This is a genomic window from Nocardia carnea (assembly GCF_029868855.1).
Classification (GTDB): domain Bacteria; phylum Actinomycetota; class Actinomycetes; order Mycobacteriales; family Mycobacteriaceae; genus Nocardia; species Nocardia carnea_A.
On record NZ_JARWOV010000208.1, the window covers coordinates 1 to 16109 of the forward strand.

At 66.9% G+C, this 16109-nt stretch carries 13 protein-coding genes and 1 pseudogene; 7 read left to right on the forward strand and 7 right to left on the reverse strand.

Annotation, left to right across the window (positions count from 1 at the left end):
- Positions 1-211, reverse strand: a pseudogene (locus QH195_RS19815) (3-phosphoshikimate 1-carboxyvinyltransferase); the annotation flags it as partial.
- A 693-nt stretch (positions 212-904) separates the two neighbouring features.
- Between QH195_RS19815 and QH195_RS19820 the strand changes: the two are divergent.
- The 7 genes from QH195_RS19820 to QH195_RS19850 all read left to right on the forward strand — a co-directional run bounded on the left by QH195_RS19820 (position 905) and on the right by QH195_RS19850 (position 7792).
- Entirely contained in the window at positions 905-2470 is a 1566-nt protein-coding gene (locus QH195_RS19820) for an ATP-binding protein (protein WP_280421373.1), read from the forward strand.
- Positions 2470-2904 carry a roadblock/LC7 domain-containing protein gene (locus QH195_RS19825; RefSeq protein ID WP_051157625.1) on the forward strand — a complete coding sequence of 145 codons (435 nt, stop codon included), beginning with the start codon at positions 2470-2472 and terminating at the stop codon, positions 2902-2904. Before QH195_RS19820 ends, QH195_RS19825 begins: the two co-directional genes overlap by 1 nt.
- A complete protein-coding gene (locus QH195_RS19830) occupies positions 2901-3248 on the forward strand; it encodes a DUF742 domain-containing protein (RefSeq protein WP_033241677.1) in 348 nt (115 codons plus the stop codon). The genes QH195_RS19825 and QH195_RS19830 overlap by 4 nt, the downstream gene beginning before the upstream one ends.
- The gene (locus QH195_RS19835; RefSeq protein ID WP_195054391.1) at positions 3223-3846 is read left to right on the forward strand and encodes a GTP-binding protein; all 624 of its coding nucleotides are present in this window, start codon (positions 3223-3225) and stop codon (positions 3844-3846) included. The genes QH195_RS19830 and QH195_RS19835 overlap by 26 nt, the downstream gene beginning before the upstream one ends.
- A 146-nt stretch (positions 3847-3992) precedes the next feature.
- On the forward strand, positions 3993-5114 hold the full coding sequence (locus QH195_RS19840) for a cytochrome P450 (protein ID WP_432278406.1): 1122 nt from the start codon (positions 3993-3995) through the stop codon (positions 5112-5114).
- A 12-nt stretch (positions 5115-5126) separates the two neighbouring features.
- Positions 5127-6344, forward strand: a complete 1218-nt coding sequence (locus QH195_RS19845; protein WP_280436514.1) for a cytochrome P450 family protein — start codon at positions 5127-5129, stop codon at positions 6342-6344.
- Positions 6345-6520: 176 nt separating this feature from the next.
- The gene (locus QH195_RS19850) at positions 6521-7792 is read left to right on the forward strand and encodes a cytochrome P450 (protein ID WP_280436515.1); all 1272 of its coding nucleotides are present in this window, start codon (positions 6521-6523) and stop codon (positions 7790-7792) included.
- A 237-nt stretch (positions 7793-8029) separates the two neighbouring features.
- Here QH195_RS19850 and QH195_RS19855 read toward each other — a convergent pair whose 3' ends face one another.
- From QH195_RS19855 to QH195_RS19880, 6 genes are all read right to left on the reverse strand, one after another.
- Positions 8030-9640, reverse strand: coding sequence for an ABC transporter permease (locus tag QH195_RS19855; protein WP_280436516.1), 1611 nt, complete (start codon positions 9638-9640; stop codon positions 8030-8032).
- Entirely contained in the window at positions 9637-10548 is a 912-nt protein-coding gene (locus tag QH195_RS19860) for an ABC transporter ATP-binding protein (RefSeq protein WP_280436517.1), read from the reverse strand. The genes QH195_RS19855 and QH195_RS19860 overlap by 4 nt, the downstream gene beginning before the upstream one ends.
- A gap of 150 nt (positions 10549-10698) precedes the next feature.
- Positions 10699-11691, reverse strand: coding sequence for an Acg family FMN-binding oxidoreductase (locus QH195_RS19865; protein ID WP_280436518.1), 993 nt, complete (start codon positions 11689-11691; stop codon positions 10699-10701).
- 68 nt (positions 11692-11759) lie between these two features.
- Positions 11760-12971, reverse strand: coding sequence for a hypothetical protein (locus QH195_RS19870; RefSeq protein ID WP_280436519.1), 1212 nt, complete (start codon positions 12969-12971; stop codon positions 11760-11762).
- A 93-nt stretch (positions 12972-13064) separates the two neighbouring features.
- Positions 13065-13817 (reverse strand): L,D-transpeptidase, encoded by a 753-nt coding sequence (locus tag QH195_RS19875; RefSeq protein ID WP_280436520.1) that lies wholly within the window; start codon positions 13815-13817, stop codon positions 13065-13067.
- A gap of 120 nt (positions 13818-13937) precedes the next feature.
- The gene (locus QH195_RS19880) at positions 13938-16073 is read right to left on the reverse strand and encodes an amylo-alpha-1,6-glucosidase (protein WP_432278843.1); all 2136 of its coding nucleotides are present in this window, start codon (positions 16071-16073) and stop codon (positions 13938-13940) included.
- Positions 16074-16109: the final 36 nt, after the last annotated feature.

A 16109-nucleotide genomic window follows, 5' to 3' on the forward strand; every position in this document is an offset into this window, starting at 1 on the left:
GAGCGGGAGTGACGGCGAGGGTATCCGCGTCGCCGATTATCTGGGTGCCGAGCGCACGTAGGGCATCGATCATCAGCCCGGTATCGCGGCTGCGCAGCGCCCCGGTGATGGTGGACGGGCCGTCGGGGCGCGCGGCCCGAATTCGGTCTATACCCGTAATGGTCCGGACGGGCAGCCGGAAGCCGTCCACTGGTACGGACCGCTGCGGCATCGGTCGGAAACGGTCGCATTTCCTTGCGTTAATACCGGTGTGCTACCGGATCCGGGGACATTTTCGACCATCCGAGTTCTGCGGACGGGCGGGCATTGCGTAGAGCGGCGTTATTGTTTTCCGTGCGTCCGGCTCCGGTATCGGCCGTATGGCGCGAGGATTCGGCAGACGCCCTATTATCAATTTTCGGCGCGTGTTGCCAATCGCCGACCGCTCGGTCCGGTTCCCGCTCCGTCGCTGGTGATAGGGGACGCTCGCGCGATGTGGGGCGTGGCACGTGTGGATCCGCGGGCCGGTCGTGCGGGGAATCGAGTTCGTGATCTTCACCCGCGCAATGCCTTTCCGCATTCCACGAGGTCCCGGCACTATCACGGATCGGTGACAATCGATTGTCGACCGTTATTGAGAGAGTTCACGACAATGCTGCTACTGTGAGCGAGTCGTCGGGTTCCGGGCCATCGAGGATGTGCTCCGATGGTCAGCGAACGGCCGAATGACTTGTCCCTTAGTTACTTTCGAGTAGCCGAAAGTAACTAAGGGATATGTCACCGACCGGACCGCTGGTGCCCGGCGCGGACCTCATCCGGCCAGGGGCGAACATGGTCGGCGTCGCGAGGAAGGCGAGACGAAGCGCCGTGGTTTACCACGGCACCGCGTGGCGCGCCTCGAGCCCCGTCAACGACGAGAAAGCTGATGAATCTGAATACCGCCGTGCTGCTTCCCTGGATCCTCGCCACCTTACTGGTGCTCGGCGTGGCGTGGTACGCCGTTCGGGCCGTGCGCGAACAACAGAAGCGCCTCTCCGTACTCGAGCGGGAGTTGGCCGTTCGCGAAGATGCCCTCGAACATCTCGCCGCCAGCACACTGCCCGCGCTATCGGAATCCGTACGCCGGTTCGAACAGACCGCCGTCGGTCCCGAAGTGCCACCGGGACTCGAGAACTCGCGCTTCGCGCAGTGCCTGCGCTGGATCATCGATCGGGTTTCCGAAGATCTACGCACCGTCCAGAGCGAAACCCGCGAAACCGTCACCCGGGAAACCGAGGAGCAAACCCGCGCCGCCGTCGCCGCGGCCGAGCAGAGCGTACGCGCCGAGGCCGACAGCGGCCGCGAACGCGCCGAATCCCTTGCGCGCGAAGCTACCAGCGCGGCGGTGCGTTCGTTCGGTACCTCGGTGGTGAGCCTCGGCGCCGACGTCAGTCAGGTCGTGAGCGCCGCGCTGCGCGAACACCGCGACGACCGCGTGTACGAGACCCTCATCCGTATCGACCACACCGTGCAGCAGATGATCCGCCAGGCGCAGTCCTATGTGATCGTCTGTGGCGGCCTGCCCGGCCGCCGGTGGCCCGCCCAGTCGCTCACCGATGTGGTGGGTGGCGCGACCGGCCGTGTGCGCGACTACCTGCGCGTGCGGCCCGCCCAGCTCGACCGCGTCGTCATCAGCCGCGCGGTGGAACCGCTGGTGCACACCCTGGCCTCGCTCATCGACAACGCTCTGCGCTATTCGCCGCCCACCTCGTTCGTCGACGTCACCTTCCAGGAAGGCCATCACGGCGTGACCGTGATCGTCGACGATGCCGGCGTGCGGATGAACGCCGAGCAGATGGAGGAGTCGCGCCAGGTTCTGGCCAACGAACGCACGGTCGATATCCACCAGCTGGGCCCGGCCCCCAAGGTCGGTTTCCCCGGCATCGCCGCCCTCGCTCGCCGCTACGGGTTCACCGTCTACATCGACGGCCCCAACGCCTACGGCGGTATGCGCGCCATGGTCTACATTCCGGAGGCACTGCTGGTTGCTCCAAAGGCCGAAAACGACAACGACGCTCTGTCCAACGGCGGCCCGGCTCCCCGGGAACTCGCCGCGGTGCCCGGCGGCCAGGCCTCCTCGGTATCGAGCGGTAACGGTAATGCTCTGGCCGGCAATACGATGTCGGCGCCGGGCGGTGCGCATGCCGCCACCGAGACCGGCGCCCACGCCGCGGCCGAGGCATCGACGCGCGGCGAGTGGGCCTCGGCGGCCGAATCGGCCGAGGACACCGGAACCGAACAGCGGACAACCGTGCACGACATCACCAGCGGTGGCCTGCCCAGGCGGCGACGCCGTGCCGCGGCCGTGCCCGGGGATATCAACGATCGTCTGTCCGGGCAATCCAGGACCGAACCGGGGCAGGCTCGCCCCGATATCGCCGCCGCCTGGCAGAGCGGCTCCAAGAGCGGCCGAGCCGCCGCATCCGAACACACCGAAGGGATGACATCCTGATGGGTTCACCGAGGACAGTGGTATCAGACAGCACCAATAAACTGGGCTGGTTACTGGACGATCTCGAGGTTCCCGGCGTCCGATTCGCCGTTCTGCTCTCCGAGGACGGGCTGCGTATCGCGCATTCTGCGGGTATCGCCAAAGACGATGCCGAACGGTTCGCGGCGGCGGCCTCGGGCCTGCGTTCGCTGGGCAAGGCGCTCGGGGAATTCTGCGGCAGCACCGGAAACGATGTACGGCAGAACATGACCGAGTACGACCAGGGCATGATCATGATCACCGCCGCCGGCGAGGGTGCGCTGCTGGGCGTGGCGACCATGACCGATATCGATGTGGGTCTCATCGCGCATCGCATGAACGAGCTGGCCGGCCGGGTAGGCCACGAGCTCGGTAGTGAGCCCCGCAGAGGCGCACACGGCGGCGATCTGCAATGAGCCGGTCGCGGCGTGACCCAGACCTGGTCCGCGCTTATGTGCGGACCGGCGGGCGCTCGCGTCCGACCCGAGAGCTGGGTCTGGTGACGCTTGTCGTCGCCGTATCCGACCCGGCGCCGGGCGCCACTCCGGACGCGCGCCGAGTGGTCGATGTATGCGCTCGCGGTGCCTTGTCGATCGCGGAAGTCGCCGCGTATCTCGACCTGCCGCCCTCGGTGGTGACGATCGTCGTCTCCGATCTGCTGGACAGCGGACACCTGAATATCCCGACCCCGGCGGAGATCATGCCGGAGATCGCCCTGCTCGAGGAGGTACTCAATGGGCTCCGTGCTCTCCCGGCCTGATCGGTCCGCGGATTACGGCCGCGCGGTCGACTATGTTGCGGAGACGGTGACCCGGTCGGTGAAATTGCTGGTCGCCGGTAATTTCGGCGTCGGTAAAACCACCTTCGTGAGCAGTGTTTCGGAGATCAAACCGCTGCGCACCGAGGAGACCATCACCGAGGCCAGCGTCGGGATCGACGATCTGGGCGGACTGGGGTCGAAAACGACTACGACGGTCGCGATGGACTTCGGGCGCATCACACTCAATCCCGAACTGGCGCTGTACCTCTTCGGCACGCCGGGGCAGCAGCGGTTCATCCCGCTGTGGGAGGAACTGGCCAAGGGTGCCCTGGGTGCCCTGGTGCTGGTCGACACCCGGCGGATCGAGAAGGCCGACGAGGTGCTCGCCACGCTCGAAGAGCGCGGTGTGCCCTACGCGGTCGGAGTGAACGAGTTCGAGGGGTCGAATCGCTATCCGCTGTCGGAGATCCGGGAAGCTCTCGATCTGACCGACGACACTCCGCTCGTCGCGCTCGACGCCCGGGATCGGCGTACCTGCCTGCAGGGCCTGATCACGCTCGTCGAATACCTGTTCCATCGATTGGAGTCTCGTCTTTGACCACGCAGTACTCTCCGGTTCCACAGCAACAACCTCCGTTCGCCGGCTGTCCGGTGGTCCACGGAGAGCCTACCGGAGGCGTTGGCCCACGATTCAGTCTCTACACCGAGGAATTCGCCGGGGACCCGCATCGGGCCTATGCCGCGATGCGCAGCCGGTACGGTTCGCTGGTTCCCATCGATCTGGCGCCCGATGTGCCGGCGACCTTGGTGATCGGGTACGAGGCGGCCGTTCGGATTCTCAACGATCCCGACCGTTTTCCGGCCGATCCGCGGAACTGGCAGGGCAGCATCCCGCCCGATTCGCCGATCCGGCCGATGATGGAGTGGTATCCGAACGCACTGCGCAACAGCGGTGATCTGCATCTGCGCTATCGGCAGGCGTATGTGCACGCGATCGACGGAATCGACCTGCACGAGCTGAACCAGACGGTGGAGCGGATCGCCGTTCCGCTGATCAACTCGTTCTGTGAATCCGGTAAGGCCGATCTCGTCACGCAATACGCTTTCCCGCTGGTTTTCGAGGTGCTGAACCGGATGGTCGGGTGTACACCGGAACTGGGCGAGCGGGTGGCCACCGGAATGGCCGCGCTGTTCGATACGGTCAACGCCGAGTGGGGGATGAACCATCTCAGCGAGGCATTGATGGAGCTGGTCTTCCAGAAACGCTCCGATCCCGGTAACGATGTCACCTCGCGGCTGGTCCACCATCCGGCAAAACTCGACGACGAAGAGTTGCTGTCGAATCTGATCAGCTTCTACGGCGCCGGGGTGGAACCGCAGCAGAACCTGATCAACAACACCCTGTTGCTGATGATGACCGACGAGCGGTTCGGCGGAAGTATGCTCGGCGGCAGCCTGTCCACCCGGGACGCGCTGGACGAGGTGCTGTTCAACGACCCGCCGATGGCAAATTTTTGCACCACCTACCCGCGCCAGCCGATTCTCGTGGAGAACACCTGGCTGCCGGCGCATCAGCCGGTGCTGATCAGCCTGTCCGCGTGTAACAACGATCCGGCCATCCGGGGCGGCGACCATATCGGAAACCGGTCCCATCTGGCCTGGAGCATCGGACCCCATACCTGCCCGGCGCAGTCCCCGGCGCTCGTCGTGGTCCAGGGGGCGATCGACCTACTGCTCGACGCGCTCCCCGAAATGGAGTTGGCGGTGCCTGCCGAGGAACTCGGCTGGCGCCCGGGGCCCTTCCACCGCGCTCTGGCGGCGCTGCCGGTCGTCTTCCCGCCCTCGCCGCCCCTGAATACCGTTTAAGGAGAACGTTCGATGGAACGCGAAACCATCGTCCTGGATATGGCCGGTACCGATGTTGCCGGTGAATCCGCCCGGTTGCGCGCCCAGGGGCCGGCGGCGCTGGTGGAATTGCCCGGCCAGGTGCCGGCCTGGGCGGTTACCGATGCCGCGGTACTGAAGAGCCTGCTGGCCGATCCGCGGGTTTCCAAGGATCCGCGGCAGCATTGGACGGCGTTCGCCAACGGTGAGATCACCGAGGATTGGCCGCTGCTGCCGTGGATCGCGGTGGAGAATATGTTCACCGCCTACGGTGCCGACCATCGGCGGTTGCGCAAACTGGTATCGCCCGCGTTCACCCATCGCCGGACCGTGGGCCTGCGGCCTCGGGTGGAGGCATTGGTGGCCGGCCTCCTCGACGAGCTGGCCGCCGTTCCGGCCGGTGCGGTCGTCGATCTGCGGGAAAACTACGCCTATCCGGTGCCGATCCAGGTGATCACCGAACTGCTCGGGGTCCCGGATACCCTGGGACCCGGGCTGCGGGTCTGTGTCGACCGGTATTTCGACACGACCATCGGGCAGGCGGAAGCGCAGGCCAACTACGCCGAGATGTACGGGCTGGTCACCGAACTCGTCGCCTACCGGCGCGCGAATCCCGGTGACGACATCACCAGCGTGATGATCACGAACCGGGACGAAGACGGTTCGCAGCTCACCGAGAATCAGATCATCGATACGCTGATGCTGGTCATCAACGCGGGCCACGAGACAACGGTCAACCTGCTGGATCAGGCCATTGTCGCGCTGCTCACCCATCCGCAGCAGCGCGCCGCCGCGCTGGCCGGCGAAGTGACCTGGCCGGATGTGGTGGAGGAGACGCTGCGCTACCAGGCCCCCGTCGCGCATCTGCCGCTGCGTTTCGCGGTGGAGGATATCGAGATCGAAGGTTTGCGTATCGGTAAGGGTGAAGCCATCCTCGCGTCGTACGCGGCCGCCAGCCGTGACCCGAAAGTGCACGGTCCCACCACGGATACCTTCGACGCGGCTCGCACTGTCAAAGACCATATCGCGTTCGGTCACGGCGCCCACCACTGTATCGGTGCGCCGCTGGCCCGGATGGAAGGCGAACTGGCGTTGCCCGCACTGTTCCGCCGCTTCCCGGATATGCGGCTGGCAGTGGACCCGGGCGAGTTGAAACCGGTGGTGAGTTTCGTTTCCAACGGTCATCAGGAATTGCCTGTGTACCTGTCCTGATACCGATGGGCATCCGGAATCGCCTGTGCGGCGGCGTTGTGGCCGGTACCGTACGATGCACAACTTCATTGCTGATGGCTCGTCGCGGACGTCGCTGAACGGGATGTATGAGTCGGCGGATAGGTCTGCGAACCCGCACTATTCACCGATTCGTACGAACCTCGGAGTGTGATGTCTTGACCACAGCGAAAACTGATCGGTACGACGCGGTCGACGACAGCGTCCCGCTGACCCACGGATCTCCCGTGGACATCACCGGCCCCCGGATTCCCCTGTATACCGAGGATTTCGCGGCCGACCCGCACAAGGCCTACCGGCAGATGCGGGAACGTTTCGGATCGCTGGCCCCGGTGGAATTGGCGCCGGGCGTTCCGGCCACCCTGGTGATCGGCTATCACACCGCGGTGCGGATCCTGCACGACCCCGAGCATTTCCCCGCCGACCCCCGCGTCTGGCAGCAGGGTGTGCGCGCGGACTGCCCGGTACTGCCGATGATGGAATACCGCCCGAACCCGCTGCGTACCGTGGGGCACGACCGGACGCGCTACCGATCGGCCGCGGTCGCGGCGATCGGTGGCGTCGATATGCACGAACTACACGCGACCATCGAGAAGATCGCGATCTCGCTGATCAACTCGTTCTGCGCGGACGGCTACTGCGATGTGGTCGGCCAGTACGCGTCCCCGCTCATCTTCGCCACCCTCAACGCGATACTCGGCTGCCCATCCGAACTCGGGCATCGGGCCGCACAGGGACTGGCGGCCATGTTCGACACCGTGGACGCGGTGGAGGGTAATGCGACGCAGGCCGACGCTCTGCTCGAGCTGGCCCGGCTCAAACGCCTGCGGCCGGACGACGATATCACCAGCCGCCTGGTGCAGCATCCGGTTCATCTCAGCGACGAGGAGGTCCGGCAGCAGCTGGCGCTGATGTACGGCGCCGGTACCGAACCACCGCAGAATCTCATCGCCAATACCCTGCTGCTGATGCTCACCGACGAGCGTTTCGCGGCCACGGTTCTCGACGGCAGCCTGTCCACTCGCGACGCCCTCGACGAAGTGCTGTTCAACGATCCGCCGATGGCGAACTACTGCATCAGCTATCCGCGGCAGCCCATGCTGATCGACGGAATCTGGCTGCCGGCGCATCAGCCGGTGCTGATCAGTATGAGCGCTTGCAACAACGACCCCGCGGTCAATACCGGCGGGCTCGCGCACAATCGGTCGCATCTGGCGTTCAGCATCGGTCCGCACAGCTGCCCGGCCCAGTCGGTGGCGCTGCTGATCGTGCGGGATGCCATCGACCAACTCCTGGACGCGATCCCGGAAATGCGGCTCGCCGTATCGCGTGCGGAACTGCGCTGGCGACCGGGTCCGTTCCATCGTGCGCTGGTCTCGCTGCCGGTCACCTTCCCCGCGAGCCCGCCGATTCCCACCGGCGAGCACTGAATCCGCCGGACCGGTCTCCATGGGACCCGTCCTCCGGAGTCCGCGCCCTGGCAAGCTGCAGTGAGCGGCGGAACGCCTTGTTTATCCTGGTACGAGTGAATTTCGGGAGCCGCGGGAGATAGAGATCGCCGTCGCCTCGGTCCCGGAACGGTCGCCGGCTTCGATCTCTTCGCATACGCGCAATTCGGTGTTCTCGAACGGAGGATGACCCATCGAACGGGCCCTGGACGCTGTGCCTCAGTTGGTTTCGAGATCGCGGCGGCGGAAGCCGAACGCACCGGCGGCGCAGAGGATCAGGGCCACCACCAGGGTGATCAGGACCGGGGTGAGGTCGAACGATTGAGCCGGGACCAGCGGGATGTTGTCGAACGGCGACAGGCTCATCAGCCAGCCGGGGAACTTCAGGGTCGCGCCGAACATCAGCACTACCACGCAGAAGGCCATCGCCAGCCAGGCCGCGGCCGTGGCCTGGGGTGCGAAACCGAACAGGAACAGGGTGATCCCGCCGAGTACCCACACTGCCGGGAGGTAGGACAGCGCGGCACCGGTCAATGTGATCGCCTGCGAGAGATCGCCGGCCAGGATGCCGTAGGTGAGGCCCATCCCGAACCCGCTGAGTGCGAGCACGATCGCCGATCCCGCCAGCATTATCACCGCATGCCCGGCCAGCCAGCGCAATCGGGAGAGCTGGGTGGAGAGCAGAGGCTCGGCATGTCCGGCCGCCTCCTCACCGCGCGGCCGTAAACCGGCGGAGATCGTGTATGCCGAACCGATGATGGCCAGTATCGCCACCGCCATCGCATAGAAGGCGTCGACCATACTGCCCATGTTCTGGCCGAGTACCTGATTCAAGTCGATCTCGCCCAGCAGATCGTCGACATCGTCGCCGATCGTGCCGAAGGCCAGGCCCCCGAAGAACATACCCAGCGCCCACCCGATGAGACCACCGCGCTGGAGCCGCCAGGCCAGGCCGAACGTGCCGTGCAGGGATTCGGGGGCCCGTCCCGGCCCTGGCCGCGGCGGTAGCAATCCGGCGCCGAAGTCCCGCCGGTCCAGCACCTGTGCCGCCACCACCCCGATTCCGATCGCGGCCGCCACCGACAGCAGCGCCGGCCACCAGATCTCGTTGTCGTAGGGCCGCATTGCCTGACCCCAGCCCAGCGGCGAGAACCAGGACAGCACGCCGTTGCCCACATCACCGACCGCACGCAGTAGATAGGAGATGCCCAGAACGGCACCCGTGATCGCATAGGCGGTGCGGGTACTCCCGCTGAGCTGAGCCGACAGCAGGGCAACCGCGCCGAACACCAGACCGGCGCAGGTGGCGCCGACCCCCAGCGCGATCGATCCCGCGACCGGGAGTCCGTACCCGATCAGGCTGAGCGCTATCGCCGCGCCCAGCACGATATTCGCGGCCACCGTCACGACCGCCGCCGCGCAGGCCGGGGCGTAGCGGCCCACCACACCCGAGCGAATGAGTTCGTCCCGGCCGGATTCCTCGTTGGACCGGGTATGCCGGCCGATGAGGAACATACTCATCAGCCCGGCCACCAGCATGCCGAATGCGGCGGACTGGAAGGCGACCTGACCTTCTACCGTGTTCAGCACCCGCGGTGGTCCCGCCATCGCGATCATCGCGGCATTACTGCCCAAACTTTCGGCGAGCGCGTCCAGTTCGGCCTGTTCGGGATAGGCAGCGTCCAGCGCGACCGCCTGCGACCAATAGATCAGGGTGCCGCCCACGATCCAGGCCACCAGCGGCAGGCGTTCCCGGCGCAACGCGAACCGGGTCAGGACGCCGGTGCCGGTGAATGTGCCCGTATACCGGGCCGAATCTCGCGTGATCACGATTCCGGCACCCCCGCCGCCGCGAGTTCGTCGCCGTAATGGCGGAGGAACAGTTCTTCGAGAGTCGGGGGTTGACTCGTCAGGGTACGGATCCCGAAGGAGGTCAGATGTTCCATCACCGCGCCCAGGTCGACGGTGTCCACCTGGAATCGGACCCGGGTGCCGTCGGCGATCAGATCGTGTACCCCGGACAATGCGTCGAGACCGGTGACGGGACGCTGGGTTTCGGCATCGACGGAAGTGCGGGTGAGGTGGCGCAGCTGCGTCAGCGTTCCGGATTCCACTGCCCGGCCGTGCCGGATGATGGTCACCCGATCGCACAGCGCCTCGACCTGCGCCAGGATATGACTGGACAGCAGCACGGTCCGGCCGGCCCGGCGCACCTCCTCCACACATTCCTGGAAAACCGCCTCCATCAAGGGGTCCAGGCCCGCCGTGGGCTCATCGAGCAGCAGTAGTTCCACATCGGAGGCGAGCGCCGCGACCAGGGCGACCTTCTGCCGGTTTCCCTTGGAGTAGGTGCGGCCCTTCTTCGTCGGGTCCAGGTCGAAACGTTCCAGCAGATCCTTGCGCCTGTTCTCGTCCAGGCCGCCGCGTAGCCGCCCGAGCAGATCGATCACCTCACCGCCGGTGAGGCCGGGCCACAGGTTCACATCGCCCGGAACGTAGGCCAGGCGGCGATGCAGATCGGCGGCCTGTGACCACGGGTCGCCGTCGAGCAGCCGCGCCGATCCGCCGTCGGCGCGCAGCAGCCCGAGCAGCACGCGGATGGTGGTGGATTTACCGGCCCCGTTGGGCCCGAGGAAGCCGTGGACTTCACCGGAGGAGACCTGCAAATCGAGTCCGTCCAGGGCGCGAGTCCGGCCGAATGTCTTCACGAGACCGGAGATATCGATCGCGGCAGTCATGGATGCACCCTATTCCGATGCCGCCGGTATCGGCGGCTTTTCCGCGCCGGGACATCGGCGGCGCTCGGCGCGGAATCCGGTCGGACGTGTGGGACCGACCCGGCATCGATACCCGGAGCTTCCGCGCTACGGACAGGGCGGACGGCGGTGTCAGCCGACCCGGTGCAGATCGAGGAAATCGCCGACCGGGCGTCGAGGTGTCGGGGGCTGCGCGGCAGTGGTGGGCGCCGTGCCGACTCGGACGACGACCTGTGGTTCCACCCGGCCGGGCACCAGGTTCGCGATGGCGCGGCGGCTCGTCGGGACCTCGGTGATATGGGTCAGCGGGCAGGTGGTCAGCCCGGCGGCCGTGCATTCGAGCAACACCGCGGACAGGGCTTCACCTGCCCGCAGCCACTGGGCGGGCGAATCCGCGGGGGAACCGAGCACGAGCAGTTGCGATGCATCGGTGAGTTCGCCGCGCCGTAGCGACGGCGGCGCCGCGGGGAAGGCCCGGCCCACTCCCACCTGGGCGAGTTCCGCGGCCGAGACCAGTGCGGAGATCGGGACACCGTCGGCGGGGGAGTCGTTCCCGGCCCACCAGTGCAATTCGTTCAGGTACTGCGGATCGTAGGCCCGTAGGGCCGCCGACTGAGCGGACGCGGCGGCCAGCCGGAGCCGTGCCGACGCCTCGAGCACGGTAACGGTGACCTCGCACTCCGCCCCCACCGCCCGAAGCGCGGGCTCCACTCGCTCCCAATCGCGCGGTGGCAGCATCGGCAAGCGGTCGGTGTAGCGGCGATCGATGGCCGCCGCACGCGCCCGGACGGTATCGGAGACCTCCTGCGCGGGCTCGAATTCGATCTCGGCGAGATGGTCCGCGGCGGTATCGGGTAACCGGGTCACCCGGGTGGACCAGCCCGCCGCCGCGAATGCGGTACGGATATGGTCCAGCAGGGCACCGCAGCTGATGATCAACTGCCGGCCCTGCGGATCCGCCGAGGACAACCGCCGGTAGGTATCGCTGTACAACTGCAGGCGGTGGCCGTCGAAGACCAGCCGCCAGGGTTGGGTGTTGTGGACCGAGGGGGCGCGGCGAGCAAGGGAGAGAGCGGCCTGCACCGTCGGATGGTCGGGAACCCGAGCCGTACCGATAGCGTCCATCTTCCGAGTCTGCCCGGTACCGGGGCGGCCGACCACCACCTGAGGCGATCCGGACCGAATTGTGGCAGTCAGGGCATGGGGCCGATACCGGTGATCAAGGTTCGGTCACCGATTCGCATCGTCGTGACCAGTTGCGGATTGTACCCCAGCGGCGCGGACCCGGGTCGGTACTCGGTCACGACCACGGTGTACTGGCCGACGAACGCGCCCGGAGTGATCTGGATGCAGTGCGTGGTCCCCGGCGGAATGGTGTCGATACCGTGCTGGATATCGGCGGCGCCCGGGACCGCGGCGTCCGGGGCGACCAGGGCCCGCGCCTGTTCACCGGATCGGGTTACGTAATAGGCGTGCTGGAAGCCGAAGATGGCATCGGTTCCGGAACCGGTACCGCCGGGACCGTTCCCCTGCACCGTGTTCCCGATGCGCTCGGCCGCGCAGTTGGGGTCCGCTGCCGGCGGGACGTCCCCGGCCGCGGACGCGGGGGGATTCGCCGCTGTCGGCCCCGGGTCCGATTCACCCGCGCCGACCACCGCGAACTGCACATAGGCGGCGGCGCCGAGCGCCACGGCTCCCGCCACACCCAGCAGCATCGGGAGCAGACGCTTCCGACCGGGAGCGCTTGTCGTGCTGGCGGAGACCGGTACCGGCGCGGGCACCTCCTGGGGTGTCAGACGCGCCCGGAGCCGTTCACGCGCGGTGGCCGGCACGGGGGCGGCATCCGAACCCGGCGCAACCTCCGCGGACTCCTCCGGGCTTGTCGCCGCGGGAACCTCGTCCACCGATGGATAGTCCCCCCACGAAGCCGATCCGGTACCGGAGGAGTACGGTTCGGCGGTCTCGCTGCCGGGCCGCGGCGGGTAGCCGTCCGAAGACATCATCCAGTCCGCCCAGTTGCCCTCGTACCGGGCGTTCGGCGGCGGGTCGGCCACGTCGGACGAGAAATATCCGGGAGCGCCGGGCTCCGGAGGAAGCGCCGAGTAAACGGCCGGGTCCGGCGGCAGAGGCGCCGTCTCGGTTCCGGCAGGGTATTGCGGATCTGCCGCGGCAGGCGGCTGCTGATACGGGTGACTGCCCATATCCGGTAGCCGCGGTATGGGCACCGTGGGCATGGGATCTGCCTGGTCAGCGGGCGTGTACCCGGGTGCGATGATGCCGAGAGGCTCCGAGGACACCGGGCCGGACGCGGCGTGTGATTCCGGCTGTTGATCGCCGGCGTCCCGGCCGGGGCCGGTGGGCGGGTTCTCCCCGCCGGTGCCGGAACCCGGCGGTGGTCGGTCCATGACGCGGGCCCCCTTCATCGATTCACTGCGCGCGCTCGCTGTCCATTGTTCTAGTGGATGCGTGGGCGCGGCGCAGCGCGGGGCCGTGAAGGCTCACCAGTGAATGTTCACCGGATCGCCGATACCGACGTTCTCGTAGTACCAGGCCGCGTCACCGGGCGCCAGATTGATACACCCGTGGCTGACATTGGAATTGCCCTGCTGACCCACCGACCACGGTGCGGAATGGACGAAGACACCGCCCCAGGTGAGCCGTACGGCCCATTCGCCGTCGATCAGGTACCCCTCCGGCGAATCCAGCGGGATCCCGATGGTGCGGGAATCGAAGATGAGGTTGCGGAACTTCTCCAGAACCGGATAGGTGCCGGTCGGGGTTTCGTAACCGGGCTTACCCATGGACGCCGGCATGATCCGTACCACCTGGCCGCCGACGGAGACGGTGAAGGTGTGGGTGGACATGTTCGCGTCGGCGACGACACCGCCGTTGGTCTGGAACTGGGTGCGCTGTTCACCGAAATTTACGGTGAACGTGGTGTTCGCCGGGAGGAATCCGCTGGGCGTCCAGGTCAGTTCCCGGTCGCCGCGCCACGAATAGGTACCGGGCAGCGGCCTGTCGGTGGTGACCGACAGCGTCTTCTCCGCACGGGCCCGGTCGGTGACGGCATCCGAAAACCGGACGGTAACCGGATGGGCGATTCCGACGACTGCGCCGTCCGCCGGAGCGACCGAGGTGACGGCAGTGGCGCGAGGTTCGTCCGCGGTCATGGCGTTCGCCCCCGCCGGAACGACGATCAGAGACAGTGCGATCGCGAGAGCCAGAAACAGATGCCGGGCAACAATATTCATGGTTCCACCCCTTTACGGAGGACTGGTGGACAGAAGTCCATCCTAAGGGGCCATGATCAACTAAACCAGCCAGGATATCGTCCCGGCACCTGTTTGCGATGTAGACACACCGGGCGATTGCTATTCGGTGACAAGTTTCCAGTCATCGGGTAGTCCGTGGACATGCATGGTCGAGCCTTCGGCGTGAATGCTCACCGTGGCCGGACCCAGTCGCAGATCGGTGAGCCCGACCTTGCCCCATTCCCGCGGAAGTTGCGGGGTCACCCGCAGGGTGCGGGTCGGCGCGCACGGAGACAGGCCGAGAAAAGACCGCACCAGCAGCAGCGGGGCGGCGCTGGCCCAGGCCTGTGGGGAACAGGAGGTGGGGTAGGGGACCGGTGAGCGGAAATCGGTGCGGGCGAACCCACAGAACAATTCGGGTAGCCGCCCGCCGAAATCGCCGGCCGCGTCGAGCAGTCCGGTGGTGAGCCGTTCGGCCAGTTCGCTCGCGCCCGGGATATGCCGATACCGCAACAATCCGGCCACGGCGATGGCGGTGTCGTGCGGCCATACCGAACCGTTGTGATAGCTCATCGGGTTGAAGGCACCCATCGTGGAGGCCAGGGTGCGCAACCCGAAACCGCTGTCCATGGCCACATCGGCGAGCCGCTCGATCAGTTCGGCGGCGCGTTCGTCGGAGACGATCCCCGTCCACAGACATTGCGCGGCGTTACTGGTCAGGGCGTCGACCTGGTTCTTCTGCCCGTCCAGGGCGACCGCGTACCAGCCGTTCTTGGCGACCCAGAATGCCTCGTCGAACTGTGCCTTGAGGTTTTCGGCCTGTTCGCGCAGGCGTTCGGCGGTGCCGGTATCGCCGAAGTATTCGGCGAGCTGGGCGCGGGCCCGCCGGGCCGCGTACACGTAACCCTGGACCTCGCACAGCGCGATGGACGGTTCGGCCAGATGCCCGGTCGCGTCGTTGATCGCGTCGAAGCTGTCCTTCCAGCCCTGATTGCTCAGTCCGCGATCGGTTTTGCGACGGTATTCGACGAATCCGTCGCCGTCGGCGTCACCGTATTCGTCGATCCAGGCCAGCGCCGCGTCGGCCGCCGGGAGCAGTTCGCGCACCACCGCATCCCCGGCGCCCCAGCGCCAGCATTCGGCCAGCAGCATGACGAACAGCGGTGTCGCGTCGACCGACCCGTAGTACACGGTGCCGCCGAGCACTTGGCCGCTGGCCGGGCCGTGCCGCATCTCGTGCATGATGCGCCCCGGCTCTTCCTCGGTGATCGGATTGACCTTCGTACCCTGCAGATCCGCCAGCCGCCGCAGTGTGCCGACCGCCAGCGCCGAATCCAGGGGCAGCGCCATCCAGGAGGTGAGCAGACTGTCCCGGCCGAAAAGCGCCATGAACCAGGGTGCGCCCGCGGCCACATAGGCCGGGGCGCCGTCGGTACTGCCGTCGATCCGCAGGGCGCCCAGATCGCTCTCGGTGCGTTGCAGGACTTCGGACAATGCCGGATCGGTCGCGGTCAGATCGGTGGCGGTGGCCCGCCACGCCTTGAGCCGGCTGATCGGGCTGTCCTCGTCGTCACCGAAAGCCATCTGCACCCTGCGGTGCGAGATGACCGGCTGGGCCAGGATCTCGGTATCCCACCGGCCCCGCGCCGGCACCACCACCTGCCAGGTGATGGTGCCGGGCAGCATGACCGCCCCGCCGGTGGCGCTGATGGTCAGGCCGCGGCCGGGTTCGTTGTGGTCGGTCAGATGCAGATCGCCGTCGACGGCGTTGTGTTCGGCGCCGCCGCCGTGGTTACGACCCTCTTTCACCGCGAACAGATCCGCGAAGTCGGAGTCGACGAACAGGGTTATGGTCATCGCCGTGTCCTCGTGACCGAGATTGTGCACGGAGATGGCCTCTTTGAGCCCGTTACCGATCAGCCGGCGGCGGACCACCAGCACAGTGCTGTCCGCGACCCCGGCCCGCGGGGGCTTGCGCAGGATGAACCGCCCTTTGAACGCTTCCGGAGTGAGTACCGTGAGATGTTCGGCGGGCTGGCCGTCCAGGCGCAGTTCCCAGCGCGAGATCACCCGCGCATCGCGATAGAACAGTCCTTGCGAAGTGCCGGAATGGATATCGCCGAGTGGGTCGGACAGGCAGAAGGTGCTTGCCTCGACCAGGGTGACCGTCCCCCCCCCCCCCCGTGTGGGGCCCGGCGGGGGGGGGTGGGAAAAAAACGGGGGGGGGGGGAGAGGCGAACTAAAAAACCGGGGGATTTCGGCGCGGGGCGGGCACGCGGGTGGGGCGGGCGG

What these genes read in the sequence shown, in the direction of transcription:
- QH195_RS19845 (WP_280436514.1), top strand. Translation starts at nt 5,127, where the DNA reads ATGGAACGCGAAACCATCGTCCTGGATATGGCCGGTACCGATGTTGCC.
- QH195_RS19860 (WP_280436517.1), bottom strand. Translation starts at nt 10,548, where the DNA reads ATGACTGCCGCGATCGATATCTCCGGTCTCGTGAAGACATTCGGCCGG.
- QH195_RS19865 (WP_280436518.1), bottom strand. Translation starts at nt 11,691, where the DNA reads ATGGACGCTATCGGTACGGCTCGGGTTCCCGACCATCCGACGGTGCAG.
- QH195_RS19820 (WP_280421373.1), top strand. Translation starts at nt 905, where the DNA reads ATGAATCTGAATACCGCCGTGCTGCTTCCCTGGATCCTCGCCACCTTA.
- QH195_RS19875 (WP_280436520.1), bottom strand. Translation starts at nt 13,817, where the DNA reads ATGAATATTGTTGCCCGGCATCTGTTTCTGGCTCTCGCGATCGCACTG.
- QH195_RS19830 (WP_033241677.1), top strand. Translation starts at nt 2,901, where the DNA reads ATGAGCCGGTCGCGGCGTGACCCAGACCTGGTCCGCGCTTATGTGCGG.
- QH195_RS19840 (WP_432278406.1), top strand. Translation starts at nt 3,993, where the DNA reads ATGCGCAGCCGGTACGGTTCGCTGGTTCCCATCGATCTGGCGCCCGAT.
- QH195_RS19870 (WP_280436519.1), bottom strand. Translation starts at nt 12,971, where the DNA reads ATGGACCGACCACCGCCGGGTTCCGGCACCGGCGGGGAGAACCCGCCC.
- QH195_RS19835 (WP_195054391.1), top strand. Translation starts at nt 3,223, where the DNA reads ATGGGCTCCGTGCTCTCCCGGCCTGATCGGTCCGCGGATTACGGCCGC.
- QH195_RS19825 (WP_051157625.1), top strand. Translation starts at nt 2,470, where the DNA reads ATGGGTTCACCGAGGACAGTGGTATCAGACAGCACCAATAAACTGGGC.